This window comes from Rhizobium sp. BT03 (assembly GCF_030053155.1).
In the GTDB taxonomy this organism is placed as follows: domain Bacteria; phylum Pseudomonadota; class Alphaproteobacteria; order Rhizobiales; family Rhizobiaceae; genus Rhizobium.
In genome coordinates, this window is sequence record NZ_CP125643.1 from 184,239 (window position 1) to 204,403 (window position 20,165).

The following is a 20,165-nucleotide window of genomic DNA, read 5'->3' on the forward strand; positions in this document are numbered from 1 at the left end:
GTCACCTCACAATCGATTCATCAATCGCAGGACATGTCTAGGTCGACCGCGCGCCAGCGCGACCGCGACCATCAGCAGGACAAAGAGCTTTGAAAACAGGAGACAATCGCACATCCCTGTAGCCAAGAGAGAAATGGCGTATCGCACGGGAGACGCTGCGAGCGCCCAGGTGATAGAGCTTCGCCTTGTGGCTGAACAAGCCAACTTCGATCGCGCAGGCCCGCCGCGCCCGACAGCTGGCCAAAAACAGCGCCAGGAGCTACGACTGGGGCCACGCACGTGAGTATGTCGAGGGCATGTCGCGCATGCTGCAGCAGGACAAACCGGATGGCCACGTCTTGGCGACCGGCGAGACGACGAGTGTCGGCCAATTTCTCGAGCGGGCTTTTGCCGACGTGAACATTACTTTGGAATGGAAGGCGTCCGGCGTAGACTGGCTACGACTCCGCGTCCGGTGCCTGCCTTGTTGAAGTCGATCCTCGATACCTCCGCCCGACGGAAGTTGATCTTCTGCCGGTGATCCGACCAAGGCCCGCCAGAAGCTGGGCTGGCAACACAAGGCCCCGGTTCAGGAGCTCGTCGCCGAGATGGTGCGCGAGGATGTCAAGCACTGGAAGGCCCTGAACAGCCGGGAAGAGCTCTGAGTGTACGACTTGTCCAACAAGAAGATCTGGGTTGTCGGCCATCGCAGTATGGTCGGCAGTGCGCTTGTGCGCAGGCTCCGATGCCGTGCTCTGCGGCAGTGGCGTCAGTTAGCGGGTCGAACGAGGAGCGCGGATCGTGAACCCGCGAGCGCGCAAAAATACGGCATTAGCCGATGATGTTCATACTTCCACCAGGTGCCCGGATTGCGGTACCGAGGCTTCGGGGCATATGTTCCTGATGGTCCTGCTTGTCTCGAATATCTCACGCTTGACGTCTAAGCGTTCGCAGATCGAAAGGTGCGGGATGTGTCATCGTGTGGGTCGGTCCGTCATCGAGGGTTAAATAGACGCACCGATCACTGGGCCGCCACCGTCTCTTCGGATAACTTCAGCTATGGGACCATGCTCTTTCATAGCTCAGGGCCATTCCGCTCGATCAAGGTCCCCGATGGCCAATCACTCATTGAGCATCCTATTGGGAATACTACCAAAATTACGTTTTCACAGCGCGTCGGCGGGAGGTTGAGATAAACATCGGCAAGGGTGGATCGCACGCGTACCCCTTCCAAAACCGTCGCAAGACCATTTCGGCAGAGCCTGAGAACAAGGTTGCGCAACGCCTGCCGAACACCGCCGAACGCAAACCGAACGCCAAGTTGCTGCAGCACTGGGTAAACAATGCGCATCGAATTAATGCCGTACCCCTCAAGATCTGGACGCACGCCCCACAATCCAAGCTCGCATACGAGTAGATCGACCTCGCCAACCCGAACGAAACGACGCAACAACCCCATGTGAGCGGCCACACCGTGCGCATCATAGCCTATTACGCGAAGCTCGGGCCTAGCTCCTGACCAACTACGAGCACCTTCGAATGGAAGGGCGTTGTAAGCTCCAGTTGGCCCATAGGTCTTCCGAAAGAAATCTGCGAGCTCCGTGTGGTCAGAGAGCTCCAACTCGTTTTCCCAGCACACTTTCCACCGCACCTGAGGGCTCATACCTAAACCTCCACTTAATACTCTGTCCAGGCGTCGACAGAGCAACTACTTGATACGCACTCGTTGGGGCGCTTCTAATGGCACTGGTATAAGCTGGTGAAATCATTTGTTTGGATGGAACTCATCCGTCCAATGGATGCGTTCCAATCAATCGGCCTGCCATCGGCTGCCGACGCCAGATGAAGCGGCCGGGCTCCAACTTCTTCGTGAACATGCCGCCTTGTCCATCATGCTGGATCATCTTGATCAGGCATCCAGGACATTGAACTGAAAAGTTGACCATGACTGAGAGGCTCGCTACTCAGGCAGAAGCAAGCCAAAGACGTTTTCGGCGATAATCAGGCAAATTGTCGAGATCACATTAGAACCATCGGCGGAACCGGGCTGGTCTATCCCGGCGTCGAAAGTCGTCGAACGACCCGACCTGGCGGAGGGGTTTTTTCGGAATGTTCGGTTTGCGACAGTCTGATTCCACACAAAATGGGACGCGGCGATAGGCAGCAGCATTCTCCTGTTGAATCTGAAAGGGGTTCCCCTCGCAAAACGCCCTGGTTCGCTTTGGCTATCGCAGCCCATGGACCGGCACGCTGGGTATCGGCGAAGATTGCCAGAGGACATACTTGCCTGGCGATCCCGACCTCGGGAGAAGATGATGGGTACAGGAATGGATTCGCAGATCAGTGCGTTTCCGGTGCAAGCTTTTAGGACCCCGGACACAGCAAACGCCTCCCAGGACTGGCGAGGCGGCCGCGAGATCGCAATTTTCTCCTAGATAACGGTATGAGGTGATCGTCATACCCTGGTCACCGGATGCCGATCGTCACGCACATGGTCTGGTACAGAGCCGGCGGCGCCGATGAGCCCCCGAGGAAATACTTAGTGACTGGCACGGTTGTTGCGTCGTCTCACGAAAGACAGCCGTTAACGAGAGGTCACGATGATGGATGTATGCTCGATGGGGATGGTGTTGTGCGGTGGGTACCTTCTTGCTGCATCCGCAGGCAGACTCGGCGGCGCTGAGAATGTCTTATCTGACTCGCCTTTGTCCGCGGCTGATGTATCGAGTTTCGAGACTTTCATAGTTCGCAGCCCACCGACATCACTCAATCTGGATCCATTTTATGCCAAATATGCTGACGCAGCGGGCATACCTATTATTTCGTCAAACAAGGTTCCAGACACGGCACTATTGATCTCACGTGACATTGTCCTCTACATGTTGTCAGAACGCCGTGATGTCCGCGATGCTTTAATCCAGGCTGGAGCGCGGGTGGGCGTCATGGCAATTGACGAGACGACGACTGATATTCCCGAGCAGCGGGATTGGAAGAAGCCTCTTCCCGATGATCCACGTCTCACCCCTGACGAGCGGCGGGATTACGCCAACACGATCGGCAAGATGACTGCCCGAGACTACTGGGCACAAAGGGCGCGCGGCATGGGCGGGCTCTACACGACGGGAGCTGTGGAGAATTTGATGGGCGTGCCGGGCACGCGGTATTACGGCGGGAACATTCTTGTTCACGAATTCTCACATAATATTTTCAACGCGCTGCGCACGGTAGATCCTGATCTCGTTGCACGAGTTGAACGTGCCTATTCGCACGCCTACGAGAAAGGCCTCTGGGCGTGTTCCTATATGGAGAACAACGTCGATGAGTATTGGGCCGAGGGCACGCGATTTTGGTTCAATACGAACTTGGCTTACAGCCGAGGCAATCTCACCATTGCCACATCAGAAGATTTCGAGGCTCACGATCCAAGCCTCTATAATATCATGGCCGAAGTCTACCGCCATGACCACCACATTCTGGCGGATGTCTATTACCGGCATTCGGCGAAGTCGCAGTAATGTCCTTTGGTATTGACTGCCGGCCTCATGCTGCAATCCCGCTGGAGACCCGAACTATCGCTGATCGTCCGTAATTTGTCAGAGCCAGCCATAAATTTGAGTTTCCGTTCAATTGAAGCGCCCATGTTGTTCCCACGGGTGCATACCAAGTACTTCGTGGCCGCTGGAATTGGCTCCTTGTGCAACATCGAGACCAAATGACCTGCCACTGCGAATTTCCTCCAGAATGGATTAGAGTCCGGCCCATTAAAGGACGGATGAATGAAGAAGCAGAGATTTACCGAAGAGCAGATTATTGCGGTGCTGAAGGAGCAGGAGGCTGGCGCGAAGGTGGCCGACCTCTGCCGCAAGCACGGAATTTCAGAAGCAACATTTTATAATTGGAAAGCCAAATACGGCGGCATGGAAGTCTCCGAGGCGAAGCGGCTGAAGGCGCTTGAAGACGAGAACGCGAGACTGAAGAAGCTGCTGGCCGAACAGATGCTGGATGCAGCCGCACTTCGCGAGCTTCTTGCAAAAAAATGGTAGGGCCTGCCGCCAAACGCGACGCCGTCGCGCATCTGAAGACCGTCATGGGTCTTTCGGAACGGCGGGCCTGCCAGATTATATCTGCGGATCGGAAGATGGTGCGATATCGGTCCTGCCGACCGCCGGAGGTAGAATTGCGAGCGAAGCTGCGCGACCTCGCCAATGAGCGACGGCGTTTCGGCTACCGGCGACTGTTCGTCCTGCTTCGGCGGGACGGAGAGCCGTCCGGCGTCAATCGCATCTACCGGCTCTATCGCGAGGAAGGTCTTTCCGTTCGCAAGCGCAAAGCCAGACGCCGTGCTGTCCGCACGCGTGCTCCGATTTCTGGTCGAAGCTAAGGCCAATGCCCGCTGGTCGCTAGACTTCGTGCACGACCAGTTCGCTTGCGGAAGGAGGTTTCGCGTGCTCAACATCGTCGATGACGTAACGCGCGAATGCCTGGCGGCGATCCCGGACACATCCATCTCCGGTCGACGTGTCGCCCGAGAACTGACGACGCTGATCGAACGACGCGGCAAGCCAGGAATGATTGTCTCCGACAACGGCACCGAACTAACGTCGAATGCCATCCTTGCCTGGTCGAAGGATCACAAGGTCGAGTGGCACTACATCGCGCCGGGAAAGCCGATGCAGAACGGCTATGTCGAGAGTTTCAACGGTCGGATGCGCGACGAGTTACTCAATGAAAGCCTGTTCTTCGGCCTCGATCATGCCCGCAGCGCCATTGCTGAATGGGCGGACGATTACAACCATTTCCGGCCGCACTCATCGCTTGGATACAAAACCCCGGCAGACTTTGCCGGGACCATCGCCGCAACCGGCTCCAACGCTGCGCAAGATGAAAGCTTCGCGTTTCCGCCGGTTGCTCACACCGCGCCACTTGGCGTACTCAAAACCGCCGGGGCTCTAGTCGCTGCTGGGTGAAAGTACCGTGGCAGGTCACTCGGGCAGCGGCGTGTTTCAATCCGATGGAGAAACCTCCGCAGTCAGTGGGGACACGATGGTCTATATAGCGCCGCACCAAAAACACGCGATCAAAAATAGCAGCCCTCAAACCAGCTTAAAGTTCCTTTCGATATGGTGGGATTGAATTGAGAGCAAACCAACATACTTTTTTTGCCTGCTCGGCGCCGCCGTGCCCGAACGGCAAGCTGCATCTTGGGCATATAGGTGGCGTGTACCTTCTCGCCGACGTGTTCGTACGCTACCACCGCATGGTAGGCAACGCGGCCTATCACGTGACAGGTGCGGACGAACATGGCACTTACACGCTGGTGAAAGCCCGAAAGCTTGGCAGGCCGGTTGATGACGTCGCACACATGCACATTGAAGAAATTCTGCAGTGTCTGCGGTCAGTTGATATTGAACCGGACGTATTTGTAAGGACTTCAAGCGAAGACCACAAAGACCGCAGCTTGGCGATCTACGACCAACTAAGAGCGTCCGGCTACGTTGAGCTGCGCGACGGAGAGCAACTGTATTGCGGGACGTGCGAAGAGTTCGCCGCAGACTCACTCGCGGTCGGAGAGTGTCCAGCTTGTAACGCGCCAACAGATAGTAACCTTTGCGAAGATTGCGGCTCGGCGCTGCAACACAATCTACTACGCAACCCGATTCACACGACATGCGGCCAGAGCCTTATCTTGCGCCCGATTCGACAGGTTCATTTTGAGCTTGAAAAATTTGCTCCGGGGCTCGATCACGCCATTGAGGCGAGCGGATGGCCGGAATCCATAAAGCGCAAAGAACTTGACTGGCTACGGTCAAAACTGATGGCATTGCCGATGTCGCGGCATTTCGACCGTGGTGTGACTTTGAACTCCCCGGTGGAGGTGGCAGGCCAAACTTTAATGACTTGGTTTGAAGGATTGTGGTGCTATGAGACAGGAATCGAACGCCTCTGCAAGCAAAATGGCGCAGATCTCGATGACACTATGCGCAACGCGAGCACGAGACTCGTATTCTTCATGGGTCAGGATAACCGGTTTTATTACACGATCGGCGTTACTGCTAGTTTGTTCTCGCGCGGTTATGCGATTCCATACAACCATGCAATTCAGGACTTTTATAAGCTCGAAGGCGCGAAATTTTCTACTAGCCGTGACCACGCTGTGTGGGCTGACGAGGTGGCAGCAGATATCGACACGAACGTGCTGCGCTACTATTTGGCTAGCATCGCCAAGCCATTTGGCGCAAACGACAACGATTTTCTGATCGAGGGGCTGCTTCAGACCGCGGCTAGAATTCGTGCTTTCGAAACGGCTTTGCGCAAGTACGCCGGATGTAACGAGACGCTGACGGCCGACAAGCTGACAGTCGAGCAGAACCACAATGTTAAACGATATTCCGAAGCGGTGCAGGACTTGCGCGTCTGGGATGCCATGGACGCCATAGACGCCTTTTTCGACGTTGCGTCTTTTTCAAGGGCAGATACCTCAGTCAGCGCAGCGGAAGTTTCCGTATTTCTAAGCCTTCTTAATCCTGTGACCCCGATGCTTGCGGCGCGGTATGGTGCTTTCTTTTTCGGAGCCGGATGGCGGCCGGGGCTCGATGGCGGCACTATCCGGCCAAGCACCGGCTTACGCAAACCGGTTGATTTCCCATTGTTTAGCGACCCGATTCCGGAAGCCTTCATAGAGGCTTATGAAAGACGATTTAGGCAAGTCCGGCCGAATTCTTAGCTTTTAATGACGGCAACCGCTTTGACGATCCCGAGGCGAGTAACGCGGACGCCGACCGGATGACGGCATCTCGATAGCGGAGAACGCAAGGCGGCAGTCGGGCGACCTACTTCGTTCCGAAAGGCCCACGACGGCTTTCTGGCGTGCGACGGCGTCGCGCTTGGCGGCGGGCCTTTCTATTTTTTAAGGAGCTCGGGAAGTGGGGCCGTATCCAGGATCTGCTCGGCGAGCAGTCTCTTCAGTGTGGCGTTCTCTTCCTCAAGCGCCTTCAGGCGCGTTGATCTTTTCATCACAAATTACTGGCACGCCACCAATATCTTGAACATGCTTCCAAACAGAAGGAGCCCGCCAGTCGATAGCCAGCGTACGGCAAAGCCTCTCCGGTATCGCGATATGATGAACCTACTTCCGCCCATCCGTTCACTAGCATTTCATGTCGCTCGGTGACGCCGCTCCACATCGCCTATTGCTAAGGTGCCATTCGATATTTAAAGTGGATTATCTGCAACTATAACGTCTATCGTAACTATGCGGCCTACTTAATTGATCACCAAACTAACCTAAGCCTTTTTGACGAACCTTCATTGGATCTATGCTGGAAGGTTCTGTACTGGAAAAATCGATTGTTTGGATATAAAATATCCGTTGTTTGGATGTGACTAAAGATGCGTTTCAAGGGCCTTGATCTAAACCTGCTCGTTGCATTGGATGCGCTCACGACCGAGCGCAACCTAACGGCTGCCGCACGTAGTATCAATCTAAGTCAACCAGCAATGAGTGCCGCCATTGGTAGGCTTCGGGACTATTTCCGCGACGAATTGTTTACAATGAATGGTCGAGAACTTCGGCTGACGCCCCGTGCCGAAGGACTTGCCTCGGCAGTGCGTGAAACTCTCTTGCAGGTACAATGCTCAATCATCTCTTGGGAGCCGTTTAACCCGTCGAAGTCTGACAGATGCTTTAGAATAGTTCTGTCCGATTTCATGATGCTGATATACTTCAATAAAATCATTGAGCGAGTTGCTCGAGAAGCGCCCGCAGTCAGCTTTGAGTTGCTGCCTTTGGATAGTGATCCGTACGAGATGCTTAGCCGCGGTGACGTCGACTTCCTCATCGTGCCTGAATTTTTTCTCTCGGGAGCACACCCGAGCGCAAAACTGTTCACAGAGAAGTTTGTATGTGTAGCCTGTTCGACAAATGTGGACCTACCTTCAGCGCTGACGATCGAGCAATATGTCTCCACGGGACACGTCGCTGCCGCGTTTGGGCGCTTTTTGAAGCCATCGGTCGAGGGCTGGTTCTTGCTCGAGAATGGTATTCAGAGGCGGGTGGAGGTCGTCGTGCAAGGGTTTAGCTTAATACCACCAGTCCTGCGTGGCACGAACCGCATAGCTAACCTACCGCTTCGCTTAGTCGAGCATTACGAAAGTACTTTCCCTTTGCGGATCATCAACCTTCCGTTACCGCTCCCCGTCTTCACAGAAGCTGTTCAATGGCCAGCGCTCCATAATGCCGATCCAGGGAGCATCTGGTTCAGGGAGATATTGGTTGAGGAAGCTTCCCGTATGATGTCCTCCAACGCACCTAAAATACATGGGTTGCTACAACAATCCGGTTCCTGACCAAGGTTCCTGCTTGAGTAAGATCCGCCCGAGCCCGAATAAGTTCAACAGCCACCAAAGAGGCTTTTCAAAGGTATCCATCCGGGGAAGGCCGCTGACCTTGCCCCCAAGTTTTATCCAGTTTTGAGTTCGCTCCGACGGTTTTAGGTTGCTGTATTTGCGGCGGTAGCGGCGGGTTGCGGTGCGGAGCAATTGTGGTCCCCCAGCACCCTTCGATTTGCCGCCGAAGGTGCTAGACAGCACGTCGCGCAATCGTCCGAAGGGCGGCCGATCGGCGACGGGCGTAGCGCTCAGCTTCGTCGATAAAATGGCCTGCGGGTCACTCACAGGTGGTGCCGTCTTCAGCTAATCGGCCGCGTCGCGGGTCGTCGCTCCCAATGCAGCCCAGCTTCCTAGGTTTCAGGATGGTCACGGCAATCGCGCTGCCTCCTGAACCATTATATCTCGCATCCAGATATTTGCCGGATCTTTGTCGTGAAGTACCGGCCATTGGACTGCCTCGGTGAATGTCGGCAGCGCTATCGGGGGCGCAGTCATCCGCAATGGTATCGTGTCCTCAAAAAGCCCAACTAGTCGTAACGGAACGGTTGCGATGCGATCGGTGCCCATTAGGGCGGCGGGGATCATGCTAAAGCTTGAAACAACGACTTCGACCCGCCTCTTGAGGCCATGCTCCTGCAAGAAGCAATCTTCTATGGTAGGCTGCTGCGTCCGACCGAACCTAACTACCGCGTGCCCCATTGAAGAATACTCCTCGGCAGTAAGGGCTTCCTCAAGTTGTTTGTTATTACTGCAGCCGACGCAAGTCAGTCGTTCCTGAAATAGATCTATCTTAGGGTGCGCGCTCGACATGAATAGCGGTGGGCTAATAAGGAAGTCTACGTCGCCGCGTCGCAAAAGCTCGTCTGGATTGTCAGTAAGAGGCAGCAAGTCAAAACTAATGCCGGGTGCTTCCCGCGCAAGACGCTCCAGTATCTTCTGAAAAAGAACAACTGTAACGAAATCGCATAAGCTTACTCGGAAATGACGATCTGATTGATCAGGAGTAAATTTATCCCAGGGTATGATATTGAGCCGAATATGCTGTAAAGCCTCACGAATCGCAGGCGCGAGGTCTTCCGCACGCGGAGTTGGAACGAACTCACGACCACGCATCGTAAATAGTTCATCGCGGAAATAGGAGCGGAGCCGGCGGACAGCTGCACTCATTGCGGGCTGGCTCAGATTAATGCTACGTGCCGCCGCAGTAAGGTTGCGCTCAATCATTAGTGCATCGAGCGCGACAAGGAGATTTAGATCGAGGCCCTTAAATCGCATATCTTTTAACTATCCAATAGTGCAGCCCATTCCACAATGGCTGTTCCTACGGCGATGGCTGAATTCGCCTTGACGCTCCTCAATCGATTTGAGGGCGCGGCCACAGAGACTTAATCTCTGTGATCGGAAAGCAACCTGAGGCCAGTCCAGATTAAGCCATAACTCCAGAGTGAACGCTCGTTGCAGTGTAATAGGAAGCCTCCAATGGCAAATCACCAAACGCCAGCTGGCAAAGAAGATAATTAGCACCTGCTTCCTCGACATGATCGAGAAGATCTTGCCTAACTGAAGCAGCAGTACCAACTACGCACAACTGACAGTCTACTGCTGCATCAAAATCCGGCGGGAGGTTCTGAGGAGTCTGTATCCCGTTAATCTCGTACAGAAACCTAAAGCTCCGAAGCCACCGTTGATAAGCCGGGGCCGCGAGCGAAATGGCATGCTTCGTCGTGCTGCCGGCCACCACCATTCGGACCAACCCAAGGAACGGCGCCCGTTTCCTGCCCCCGGCGGTACGTCTCTCGTGTGCTCGGTAGGCATCAGTGATCTGGCGAACAGCAGAAGCAGGGCCCCCGCAGGCAAGATTTGTATCGTTCTCAGCCGCCCAGCGCGCAACCTCAGGACGACTGGTTGTAATCCATCTCGGAGGCTGAGGACGTTGGTGTGGCCGCAACATCAACGGGACTTTGTCTAGTTCAAAGTGGTCGCCTTTGTAGGAAAGAGCCTGAGCTCCTTCCTTCATCGCTTGGATGACGATCTCGCTGGCTTCGAGATAGCGCGATGTCGCCACCTCCTCATCAATACCGAAAAAGCTCCATTCGATTGGTAAGGAGCCGCGCCCCATGCCCAACTCGAGCCTGCCACCGCTCAGATGATCCAGCATGCAAATTTCTTCAAACGCACGTAACGGATGATAAAGGTTCAACAGCATAACCAAAGGACCGAGACGAAGATGCTGCGTGCGCTGAGCTACGCTTGCTAGAAATAGATTCGGCGAAGGTCCTCTGCCGTGGGGAGTACAGTGGTGCTCTGCGACGTGATATCCATAAAAGCCAAGGCGATCGCAGACCTCTGCCAACTTCATCCGATCTTCATACTGGCGCCCAATCTCCCTTCCGTCTTCGTCCAAATGGTCGAAGATACCAACCATCAGCTTTGCGGGAAGAGAGTTTGTCATTTAAATGTCTCCAAGTTTGGCGGCGAATTTTCGGTGACCAAGACCGGAGGGTGGCCCCGATGTCTTTCGCCAGGAATCATCGAAAAGCTGCTGGTTCTAAAAAACGATGCTGACGCCGATGAGCTAATCATAATGCTCACGTTGAAATGACATTGAATCATTCGTATTCATGTATGACTTCGCGGTGGGTAACACCCCATCTCGCATACCCACAGCTCCGTTCACTTTTGAGAAGCCAAGGATTGGCAAGATCGGATAGTGGTTGTTCAGCTTTTGTGGCGACCCAAATGTGTTAAAGCTGGTATTCGGTTTAATGCGACGAGGCTCCTGCAGTAGGCGAAGAAAGGACCCAGAGCTATGTCTCGGCGCTTGATTGGCAGACGAGAGCGCCTTCTGCAGTTCCACGTTGGCCATGTTCGTCTCCATTTACCGGCCAGGTCTGTGACCTTGCCCTCGGCTGCTCTCGGTGGAGCAACATCATGGGGTCCCCAATTCATAATCGAGGTGTTTAATAACATCCCATGGCTTCGTAAAATTGATTGTTTGTATGGCATTGATCCACCAGGTGAATAACCAGGAATCTTCACCGTCAAAGGGTTGCTGATCGAACTAGCATACGGTCGACCCAGGCGAGATCACGGCCCCTTCCGAAGGTGGAAGGATCAGGAGCCAGTGCGGTTTTGGCCGCAGCGCAACAGCGCCGATACCAGAAATAGATGTGACGCAGTTGGCTTCCGCGTCTTTCGTGCACGCTGTTGTATGTCCTTAACATTCCCCATCTTAACTTCATAGGATCACAGGTTTTACGATAGGGAAATTGCTCTCAACCCTTCAAACTGGACCAATTTTGGTTAGAGTTTTCCGGTGCATTTTCCTGGCTGGGAAAAGGAACGGAACACGATGAAGGCATCGCAGTTTTCGGACGCTCAGAAGGCGTTCATTTTGAAGCAGGGTGATGAGGGCGTCTCGATCGCGGAGATTTGTCGCAAGGCGGGGATCAGTCAGACGACTTACTTCAACTGGAAGAAAAAGTACGCCGGCATGTTGCCGCCAGAGATGAAGAGGCGCAAGCAGCTTGAGGACGGGAATTCGCGATTGAAGAAGATCGTCGCGGATCTGACGTTGGACCGTGAGATGCTGCAGGACGCCATCCGCCGAAAGCTCTAGGTCGTGTGGACAGTTATCTGATCCATAGCATTGTCGCCGCGATAGTGACGACGGCGAGGTAGTTTTCGGCGGTTTTCTCGAAGCGCGTCGCGACCCTTCTGAACTGCTTGAGTTTAGAAAAGCAGCATTCGATCAGGTGTCGCTGAGCATAGAGATGTTTGTCGAGCGGGTATTTTCGCGCACGCGAAGGATTGTTGGGGATCACTGCCACGGCGCCCTTATCGGCGATGGCATTGCGCAGGTGATTGCTGTCATAGGCGGTATCGGCCATGATGATGTCGGCGGGTAGGCCCTCGATCAGGGCGTCGGCTTGCGGCGCATCGCCCTTCTGGCCTGCGGTCAATGTGAAGCGGACCGGGCAACCGAGACCCCGCACGGCCATGTGGATCTTGGTGCTCAATCCGCCGCGGGAGCGGCCAAGGGCTTGATCTTCAGCCCCTTTTTTGCGCCGGCAGCGTGCTGATGGGCGCGGATGATGGTGGAATCAACAATCAAGTACTCGAAGTCTGGATCGTCCGCCATCGCCTCGAATATGCGCCACCAGATGCCCTTCCGGCTCCAGCGGCTGAAACGACGGAAGACACTGTTCCACTCGCCGAACACTTCTGGCAGATCGCGCCAGGGCGAGCCCGTTCGCACAATCCAAAGCACCGCTTCCATAAACATGCGGTTGTCGCGGCCGGACGAACCGCGTGTGCGCTCGTCACCAATGATGTGGTGCGATATCCGCTCCCACTGCTCGTCCCGAAGGATCAGACGATCCAAAACACCCATGACTGCCTCCAAAAGACAGTCTTGAATCTGATTTGCTCAGCCTTGGGAATCCCAAGAGTCCACACCGCCTAAGGCCTGAGGGGTAGCGGGAGGTGGTGTCATGTGCCGCGATTGGGCGATCTCGATCCGGCGTGCCTGTGGCGCGTTGAACTTCGATCGGTCGACCGATCACTACATCTCTCGCCGCGCCGAGGCCGGTCTAGACCTGTAAGCGCGGGTGCGCTACGGCTATCGTCGCGTGCATGTGCTTTTGGAACGCGAGGGTTGGGGCACCAACATCAAGCGAACCTATCGCATTTACAGGGACTTGGGACTGCAGCTGCGGAATAAGACTCGGAAGCGCCGTGTTAAGGCGAAACTTCGCGAGGATCGGCAAATGGCTGTCGGACCAAATGACGTGTGGGCGATGGACTTCGTGCACGACCAGCTCGCAACCGGAAAGAAACTGCGGGTCCTGACGGTGGTCGCCACCTTCTCACGCTATGTTCCCGCGCTTGATCCGCCTCACAGCTATCGAGGTGAAGATGTCGTGCAGACGTTGGGACGGGTGTGACGATTTTCGTTATAGTGCGCACTATGAGTCCGATTACGCAACATACGTATTGAACCCTCATTCTCTAATCGAGGCGCCGTTACGTGGAACCGCATTTCCTTTCCCGAAGAAATAACCTACCTCACGGCATCTCTATGAAAGGTGACGAGGCGTTAGGTTTGACTGGCCCGTCCACGCGTCTGTAACGGCTGCCCGATCTTCCAAAGCATGCTTGTGTCGATCTCAAGCTCGACTCCAACCTTGCCCGCACCTGTGACTACGGTAGGATAAGAAAAAAGGGCGGTGTCGATCAGTACAGCGATCTTCTGGAGACCGAATGGTGATACGCTTCCTGACGGGTAGCCGAAGAGATCGAGTACCTGTTCTTTCTGAGCAAGCTCGGCTCGTTTCCATCCATACGTGCCAGCAACCGCTTTCATGTCAATCTTTGAAGGTGATGGCAGCAAAACGGCACAAAGGTGGCGCGCAGGATGAGACCGGCGCATCACATCGTTCGCTTTCTGCTCGGCAATAATCATCGTCTTTGCAACGCGCCCCACGGGAACGCCGATAGCAGAGGCTAAATCGGAAGGAGATGTAATAGGGGTGGCGAACTCACTATAGCGCCACAATCGTACCGTCGACGCTCCGATCTGGTGCAGTTCAGCAAGTACGTTCGGATGAACGTCCAACATAGTCGTTTCCTTCCGGTTCACCTGGTAGGACGATCGAGGATAGCTGTTTCAGCGACTGCGAGTACAGCCCTCTTGCGAGTAAGTTTCAGGCGGTTCGCTCCAAAAGCTGCCTAATGCGGCGGCGACCCTCGTTCCCAAAAATACTGAAGTAAGCCTCCAGGCACTTATCGCTATCGAGCATGAAAGGAGCATCATATTTGGTGATATGCCGAATAGCCAAGGCTGGAACCGTTGTGTCGAGCGGTCGAAACATCCTGTTGTGCAAACCGGGCTCCGGGCAACCTGGATAAAATTCACCGATCATGAAACCTTCCTGAATGAAGTCGGGCTTCAGCCGTTTTTGCAGTTGACCAATCCTGATGATCTCTCCTTCATCCTGTATTCCAGGAAGGGCAATGATAATGGCCTTATAGATCCAGTCGCCCGTTCGATCGTTGAAGGACTTTACGGGTTTCATCTGGCTGAAGACGGCGAGCATACGCGCCAAATCGTTTTCGATTTCGTCAACTGCAACAGCTTGCGACGCGGCAACCCGTAAAAGCCCCTTCGTCAGAGCCTCGGGAACGAAAGGGCAAACGCTCCCGTCCCGACCTAAATGAGGATGTGGATTGGAGAGGAATTCTGAGGCATACCGAGCAAATTTCTGAAGAGCTGCGTTTGCATACTCATCATAGGCGTTGTATCCCGCATCAATATTCTTTTCCAGAATTTCGCCCACTGTCATCAATGGACCAATCGTCCCGAAAGGTTGGCTGTAATCTTTCCAAATCTCTTTATTCATTTCGGATCCCTGGTTCGAAAAGCCACGTGCAAAACGGAAGGTCGGGCTCTTGCATGCCAGCTCGGGCGGCGGGCGATCTGGTCGGGGGCCAATCAAGAGACCGACCTTCCATCGGAAGCGAAGCTCCCGAATTTTTGATAGCACTCGTAGTTACACTTGTGTAACTGTTTTTTTAAATGGATGTGAAAACAAGAGCGGGGGCTCGTGCACGATGAAGGTTAGTCTCACGACCGCCCGCAAATTCTTATATTCGTCGTAGTTATGAAGACATACATATGATAAATGTCGCCGCGATGGGATCCGGTAACAGGCTTTGGGTGAAAACAGAACGACCCATTGCGCAGAGGCGTGGCCGTGGCGAAGACAACACGAAGAAAAATATATACGCCAGAACAGATCGACGTCGGCGTAAAGCATAAGCTTGAGAAAATTGACTCGTTTTTGTCAGATCTCTTTAGCGAAAATTCCGAAGAAAAACTATTCCTGAGGAATATTCTTGGATTGATGCTTAAAGTATATCATATGGACGCCAATAACAAACCCATGACGAAGATGCAGGCGTGTCGCTATCTGCCTTTCAAAAACCAGACTGTTTGCCAAAAGTATGTCGAGGCAGCGCATTTGCGTGGGTTCATCGACATCACTCGGGATAAAACGGACAAACGGCGTCTGATTGTTGTTCCAAAGGAGCCGTTGGTTGTCTATGTCAATGAATATATAGCTGACTTCCTTGATGACTGCCGTAGAGCGATTGACAGTGCCGCTCAAGTAGCTACGCTTCCTGAGGAAGGGATGGCAACGGCAAGTTCTTCATCTATTGATAAATCGCCAGCGTCTTCTGGGGCACCTGTGGGTTCCTCTCAAAAGAGAGTCGATCGAAAAGCCAGGAAATTTTAGCGAGTTTTATTGTGGGAAAGCAAAAGTAAGAAGCCGGTCTCGCGCGCGTTTATCCTTTCATCAATCAAATGTTTCCTCCGTAAACAAGCTTCATCGAGGTAACCCGCTTCGCTTAACCGGCCTGACGGCCGGTGCAGGCGCTGCTAGGGGGAGCGGCTGTATCGTCGTTTCGGCCAAGAAACTGCGCGGGAAGTTCGGCGGCATGAGGTCTTTCCTCATTGTACAACACGACGACAGAACACCCACGGGACCGAGGTTCGCGAGCTTCTGTATCCGTGGCATCCCTGGTCCGGACGGCTTGTTCACGTGCATGAGGCGGTGTCTAAAGGGACGCATATTTTCCGCTGCAGCCTTTCTGGTTCTTCTTCTGGTCGACTTCTTGAGGTCCCGTCGTGGATGTTCGACCGATCAGTGAGTGGTTGTTGGCGCAGCCTGGCGGTCCCGCACGTCGATCTCGCAAGCCTGCATTCTTTGGCAAGATTGCTGAAGGACGCTGATGCCTCATCGCAATCTTCGGTAATGGGCGCAGCATTGGTCTCTCACGAAACGAGTCGGAGAGATGTTCATGCCTCGCCAGCCCATGACATGCCAGTTCGATCTGTTCTCGGCCCCGCAGCGGGGGAAGACGGCAGGGACGCCGCAATGGTCGGAGTTGCCGGAGGAGACCCGCCAAGCGTTGACGGTGCTCATCGTGCGGCTGTTCGTCGATCACGCAAAGTGCGGACATGCCTGCCAACAGAAGGAGGCCGGTCATGATGCATGAGAAGATCGCGCCGCATCATCTGGAGCGGAAGGCCATCCTCTATGTTCGGCAGTCCTCGGCTCACCAGGTTCTGCACAATCGAGAGAGCAGCGCCCTCCAGTACGCCATGCGCGACCGTCTGGCAGCGCTTGGATGGTCACATATAGAGACGGTGGATGACGACCTTGGTCGTTCGGCCGCCGGCGGCGTGACCCGCGCTGGATTTGATCGGATGGTGGCGGAAGTCTGCCTTGGCAAGGTAGGCGCCGTGGCCGCGCGTGAGGTATCGCGCTTCGCCCGGAACAGCCGCGATTGGCAGCAACTCATCGAGATGTGCCGCGTTGTCGATACCGTCCTGGTCGACCAGGAAGCAGTTTATGCGCCCCGCCAGGGCAACGACCGCCTGCTCTTGGGTTTGAAGGGCAGCCTCAACGAGTATGAACTCGATCTCTTGCGTCAGCGTTCCCTTTCCGCCCGCTATGAGAAGGCTCGCCGCGGTGAACTCGTCGTCACTGTTCCGGCCGGCTTCGTAAAGGCCGGTGACAGGATCGAGAAGGATCCCAATCGGCGCATCCAGGAAGCCATCGCACTCGTCTTCGACAAGGTCACCGAACTCGGGAGTGCCCGGCAGGCCTTGCTATGGTTCCTTGAGCAGGGATTGGACCTGCCCGTCAGGTGCGCCAACGGTGACGTCATCTGGCGCAGGCCAAATTATGCCACCATCCACCGGATGATTGCGAACCCGATCTACGGCGGCGCTTATGCTTATGGTAAGAGTCGTTCCGTACCAGGATACGATGGCCGATCTGGAATTCGCCGCAAGGCGCGTGATGAATGGCTGGCGCTGATCCCGGATGCGCACGAAGGTTACATCAGTTGGGAACGGGCGGAGGAGATCCGCAAGATGGTCAGCGACAATGTACCGGCCAGTCGCCATCATGGAGCGCCGAAGCATGGCGGCGCTCTGCTTGCCGGCCTGTTCCGCTGCAAAAGGTGCGGCCGGAAGCTGACGGTTCGTTACACAGGAGCCAACCATAACATCCCGCGCTATTCCTGTTGGCGAGGGTTGCTCGACAACGGCGAACCACGTTGCATCGCCTTCGGCGGTCTGCGGGTCGATGACGCGATCGAAGAGGCACTTCTCGGCGTGGTCGAGCCAGGAGCCATTGCCGCCGCCGTCGAGGCGGAACGCAATATGGCCAACCAACGCGATCAGGTTCAGGATGCCCTGATGCGCGACCTCGAGGCAGCACGCTATGTAGCCGACCGGGCATTCCGGCAATATGACGCGGCTGATCCGGAGAATAGGCTGGTGACGTCGGAGCTGGAAGCACGCTGGAACAAGGCGCTGACTGGCGTCGGTGAGATCGAGGCCAAGATTGCCAAACATCGGACAGTTACGCCGCATCCGTTCCCCATGTCCGCATCACAGGTAACCGCACTTGCGGGAAACCTTCGCGCCGTCTGGACGGCGCCGACAACCGATGCAAGGCTGAAGAAGCGCATCGTGCGCACGCTCATCAATGAAGTGGTCGCCGATCTCGATGATGGAACCTCTGAGATCGTCCTCGTCATTCATTGGGTTGGAGGCGTCCACACCGAACTGCGCCTGCCGAAGCGACACCGTGGCCAAAGAAATGCGACCCCTGACGACATTGTCGACGCTGTGAAACAGCTCGTCTTGATCGCCAATGATGATGTGATTGCCGGTGTCCTCAATCGCAACGGACTGACGACCGGCAATGGCAATCGCTGGACACGGGAGCGGGTCACCGCGCTGAGGTCATATCGCAAGATTCCGGTCTTCCGTCCGCAGATCGACGGGGTTGAGCCATGGCTTAATCTGGGCGGTGCGGCGAAGTTACTCGGGATATCGCCAAAGACGCTGCGTCTGGCGGCCGAGGCTGGCGATATTAAGGGGGCTCATCCGCTACCCGATGGCCCATGGATCTTCAGCCGTTCCAAACTCGCGACCCCGCAAGCACGTCAGATTCTCGATCGTGTACGGAAGAACCCTCGCCACCCCGCGGGATCGCCTCCAGATCAGGAAAATCTATTCCTTTCGATGACATAGGAAGATGGGAGTTATGAAACAGGATTGTAGTATCTACGCCAATCCTCCATCTTTTCGCGGGCATCCGCAAGGGTCAGGAACCAATGCTGGTTCAGGCATTCTGCACGGAAGCGGCCATTGAACGCTTCGATGAAAGCATTATCAGTCGGCTTGCCGGGGCGTGAGAAGTCCAACGTCACACCCTTGGAATAGGCCCACAGGTCCAAGTCGCGCGACACGAACTCGGTCCCTTGGTCGACACGGATCGTTTTCGGATAGCCGGCTTTTTGGCACACCCGTTCAAGGGTTTGCACAACGTCTTCGCCTCTATAGCTATGACGTGGATCAAGCACCGGCACGTAGCGCGAGAAGGTGTCGACCACCGTCAGCACGCGCAGTTTCTTACCCGTTGCGAGTTGGTCGTGAACGAAGTCCATCGCCCAGACGTCGTTGGGTCCGACGGCCATGTGCCGATCCTCGCGAAGCTTGGCTTTTACCCCCCGCTTCGGTGTCTTGTTCCGCAACTGTAGCCCCAAGTCCCTGTAAATGCGGTAGGTTCGCTTGATGTTGGTGCCCCAACCCTCGCGTTCCAACAGCACATGCACGCGGCGATAGCCGTACCGCACACGGATCTCGCAGATCTCGCGAATACGACGTTCCAGACCGGCCTGATCAGCACGGCGAGAGGTATAGTGGTGAGTTGATCGATCGAAGTTCAACGCTCCACAAGCACGTCGGATCGAGATCGCCCAATCGCAGCACATGCCTTTCACCATCTCCCGCTTCCGAGCAGGCCTTAGAGCTTTCGGCGGATGACATCCTGCAACATCTCGCGGTCCAGCGTCAGATCCGCGACGATCTTCTTCAGGCGCGAATTCTCGTCCTCGAGCTGTTTCAGCCTCTTCATCTCCGGTGGCAGCATGCCCGCGTATTTTTTCTTCCAGTTGAAATAAGTCGCCTGGCTGATCCCCGCCTTCCTGCAGATTTCAGCAACCGACACGCCTTCATCACCTTGCTTCAGAATGAACGCCTTCTGAGCGTCCGAAAACTGCGACGCTTTCATCGTCTTCTGGTCCCTTTCCCAGCCAGGAAAATGCACCGGAAAACTCTAACCAAAACTGGTCCAGTTTGAAGGGTTCAGATCAAAGTGCACAAGATGGTGGCGAATGGGAACGTAGGGTCGTCGCCTCGATCGCCAAGAAATTGAAAAGGGGCCAGCGAGGAGCGCCTTTTGGCTCGCATCGCCGGGTCCGCGATCAAGGCCCTCGACGGAGCGGTGCCGAAATTGCCGAACAGGCGATACTTTCGGCTCTGGTCCGCAAATACGAGACTGGCGGTTCCTAAGCAGCGAGCCCAGGCGGTGCCACGTTCCTCCTACGGCATTTCATTATCCACGCATGTTGCCGAGGCTGCTGAGCCTGCTCGAATTCCGGAACAATGCAGCACATCGGGTCCGCCATCGCGGCGCTGGAATGGCTCAAGCGTCTGATCGACGAGGACGACAGACGGATCGACCCGTATCGATCCGAGACCTGGCTGTAGGCCTGAAGGCCTAGCATCCTGCCGTATTTCACGTTTACCAGGGCGTGGCCTTGTCCCTATTGGCAGATGCTATGGCCGGATGTGTCAAGTAAAAGATCCACCGGATGCGAAAAGAAACACGAGACCTATTGGGCAATGCTTGGGCGGGTCCCGACGCTATGGC

Annotated in this window: 13 protein-coding genes and 7 pseudogenes; 11 read left to right on the forward strand and 9 right to left on the reverse strand. The window is 55.2% G+C overall.

Annotated features, from left to right (window positions below):
* Positions 1-263 precede the first annotated feature (263 nt).
* A pseudogene (locus tag QMO80_RS28230) lies at positions 264-644 on the forward strand (GDP-mannose 4,6-dehydratase); the annotation flags it as partial.
* 410 nt (positions 645-1,054) lie between these two features.
* Here the strand turns inward: QMO80_RS28230 and nodA are convergent.
* On the reverse strand, positions 1,055-1,642 hold the full coding sequence (gene nodA / locus QMO80_RS28235; protein WP_004679687.1) for a nodulation N-acyltransferase NodA: 588 nt from the start codon (positions 1,640-1,642) through the stop codon (positions 1,055-1,057).
* 664 nt (positions 1,643-2,306) lie between these two features.
* Here nodA and QMO80_RS28240 point away from each other — a divergent pair.
* The 4 genes and pseudogenes from QMO80_RS28240 to QMO80_RS28255 form a co-directional block, all read left to right on the forward strand.
* Positions 2,307-2,515 (forward strand): annotated as a pseudogene (locus QMO80_RS28240) (insulinase family protein); the annotation flags it as partial.
* A gap of 64 nt (positions 2,516-2,579) precedes the next feature.
* Positions 2,580-3,494, forward strand: a complete 915-nt coding sequence (locus tag QMO80_RS28245; protein ID WP_010034735.1) for a hypothetical protein — start codon at positions 2,580-2,582, stop codon at positions 3,492-3,494.
* Between the two features lie 261 nt (positions 3,495-3,755).
* Positions 3,756-4,946, forward strand: a pseudogene (locus QMO80_RS28250) (IS3 family transposase).
* Positions 4,947-5,173: 227 nt separating this feature from the next.
* The gene (locus QMO80_RS28255) at positions 5,174-6,703 is read left to right on the forward strand and encodes a class I tRNA ligase family protein (RefSeq protein ID WP_237353193.1); all 1,530 of its coding nucleotides are present in this window, start codon (positions 5,174-5,176) and stop codon (positions 6,701-6,703) included.
* Between the two features lie 111 nt (positions 6,704-6,814).
* Here QMO80_RS28255 and QMO80_RS28260 read toward each other — a convergent pair.
* Positions 6,815-6,984 (reverse strand): annotated as a pseudogene (locus tag QMO80_RS28260) (IS3 family transposase); the annotation flags it as partial.
* Positions 6,985-7,368: 384 nt separating this feature from the next.
* Here QMO80_RS28260 and nodD2 point away from each other — a divergent pair.
* Positions 7,369-8,325 (forward strand): transcriptional regulator NodD2, encoded by a 957-nt coding sequence (nodD2, locus tag QMO80_RS28265; RefSeq protein ID WP_004677768.1) that lies wholly within the window; start codon positions 7,369-7,371, stop codon positions 8,323-8,325.
* On the opposite strand, the gene QMO80_RS28270 is transcribed toward nodD2, so the two are convergent.
* The 3 genes from QMO80_RS28270 to QMO80_RS28280 form a co-directional block, all read right to left on the reverse strand.
* A complete protein-coding gene (locus QMO80_RS28270; protein ID WP_011053482.1) occupies positions 8,305-8,652 on the reverse strand; it encodes a hypothetical protein in 348 nt (115 codons plus the stop codon). The two genes, nodD2 and QMO80_RS28270, sit on opposite strands and share 21 nt — an antisense overlap.
* 81 nt (positions 8,653-8,733) lie before the next feature.
* On the reverse strand, positions 8,734-9,642 hold the full coding sequence (gene nodD3 / locus QMO80_RS28275) for a transcriptional regulator NodD3 (protein ID WP_004677763.1): 909 nt from the start codon (positions 9,640-9,642) through the stop codon (positions 8,734-8,736).
* Positions 9,643-9,793: 151 nt separating this feature from the next.
* Complete coding sequence (locus QMO80_RS28280) at positions 9,794-10,819, reverse strand: LLM class flavin-dependent oxidoreductase (RefSeq protein WP_011053483.1); 1,026 nt, start codon at positions 10,817-10,819, stop codon at positions 9,794-9,796.
* Between the two features lie 900 nt (positions 10,820-11,719).
* On the opposite strand from QMO80_RS28280, the pseudogene QMO80_RS28285 reads away from it, so the two are divergent.
* A pseudogene (locus QMO80_RS28285) lies at positions 11,720-11,980 on the forward strand (transposase); the annotation flags it as partial.
* A 19-nt stretch (positions 11,981-11,999) separates the two neighbouring features.
* Here QMO80_RS28285 and QMO80_RS28290 read toward each other — a convergent pair.
* Positions 12,000-12,760, reverse strand: a protein-coding gene (locus QMO80_RS28290; RefSeq protein WP_092755085.1) for an IS5-like element ISRel13 family transposase whose coding sequence is annotated in 2 segments (ribosomal slippage) — positions 12,000-12,433 and positions 12,433-12,760 — 762 coding nt in all. Because the reading frame shifts where the segments join, the coding sequence is not laid out codon by codon here.
* A 100-nt stretch (positions 12,761-12,860) separates the two neighbouring features.
* Between QMO80_RS28290 and QMO80_RS28295 the strand changes: the two are divergent.
* Positions 12,861-13,310, forward strand: a pseudogene (locus QMO80_RS28295) (IS3 family transposase); the annotation flags it as partial.
* Positions 13,311-13,465: 155 nt separating this feature from the next.
* Here QMO80_RS28295 and QMO80_RS28300 read toward each other — a convergent pair.
* The gene (locus QMO80_RS28300) at positions 13,466-13,987 is read right to left on the reverse strand and encodes an aminoacyl-tRNA deacylase (RefSeq protein WP_004677747.1); all 522 of its coding nucleotides are present in this window, start codon (positions 13,985-13,987) and stop codon (positions 13,466-13,468) included.
* An 85-nt stretch (positions 13,988-14,072) separates the two neighbouring features.
* A complete protein-coding gene (locus QMO80_RS28305; protein ID WP_004677746.1) occupies positions 14,073-14,768 on the reverse strand; it encodes a DUF6875 domain-containing protein in 696 nt (231 codons plus the stop codon).
* 354 nt (positions 14,769-15,122) lie between these two features.
* Here QMO80_RS28305 and QMO80_RS28310 point away from each other — a divergent pair, with 354 nt between their 5' ends.
* From QMO80_RS28310 to QMO80_RS28320, 3 genes are all read left to right on the forward strand, one after another.
* Positions 15,123-15,665 (forward strand): hypothetical protein, encoded by a 543-nt coding sequence (locus tag QMO80_RS28310; RefSeq protein WP_011053486.1) that lies wholly within the window; start codon positions 15,123-15,125, stop codon positions 15,663-15,665.
* Between the two features lie 565 nt (positions 15,666-16,230).
* Positions 16,231-16,428 carry a hypothetical protein gene (locus QMO80_RS28315; protein ID WP_011053487.1) on the forward strand — a complete coding sequence of 66 codons (198 nt, stop codon included), beginning with the start codon at positions 16,231-16,233 and terminating at the stop codon, positions 16,426-16,428.
* Positions 16,418-18,481 carry a recombinase family protein gene (locus QMO80_RS28320; RefSeq protein ID WP_011053488.1) on the forward strand — a complete coding sequence of 688 codons (2,064 nt, stop codon included), beginning with the start codon at positions 16,418-16,420 and terminating at the stop codon, positions 18,479-18,481. The genes QMO80_RS28315 and QMO80_RS28320 overlap by 11 nt, the downstream gene beginning before the upstream one ends.
* A gap of 23 nt (positions 18,482-18,504) precedes the next feature.
* Here the strand turns inward: QMO80_RS28320 and QMO80_RS28325 are convergent.
* Positions 18,505-19,523 (reverse strand): annotated as a pseudogene (locus QMO80_RS28325) (IS3-like element ISRel21 family transposase); the annotation flags it as partial.
* Between the last annotated feature and the right edge of the window lie 642 nt (positions 19,524-20,165).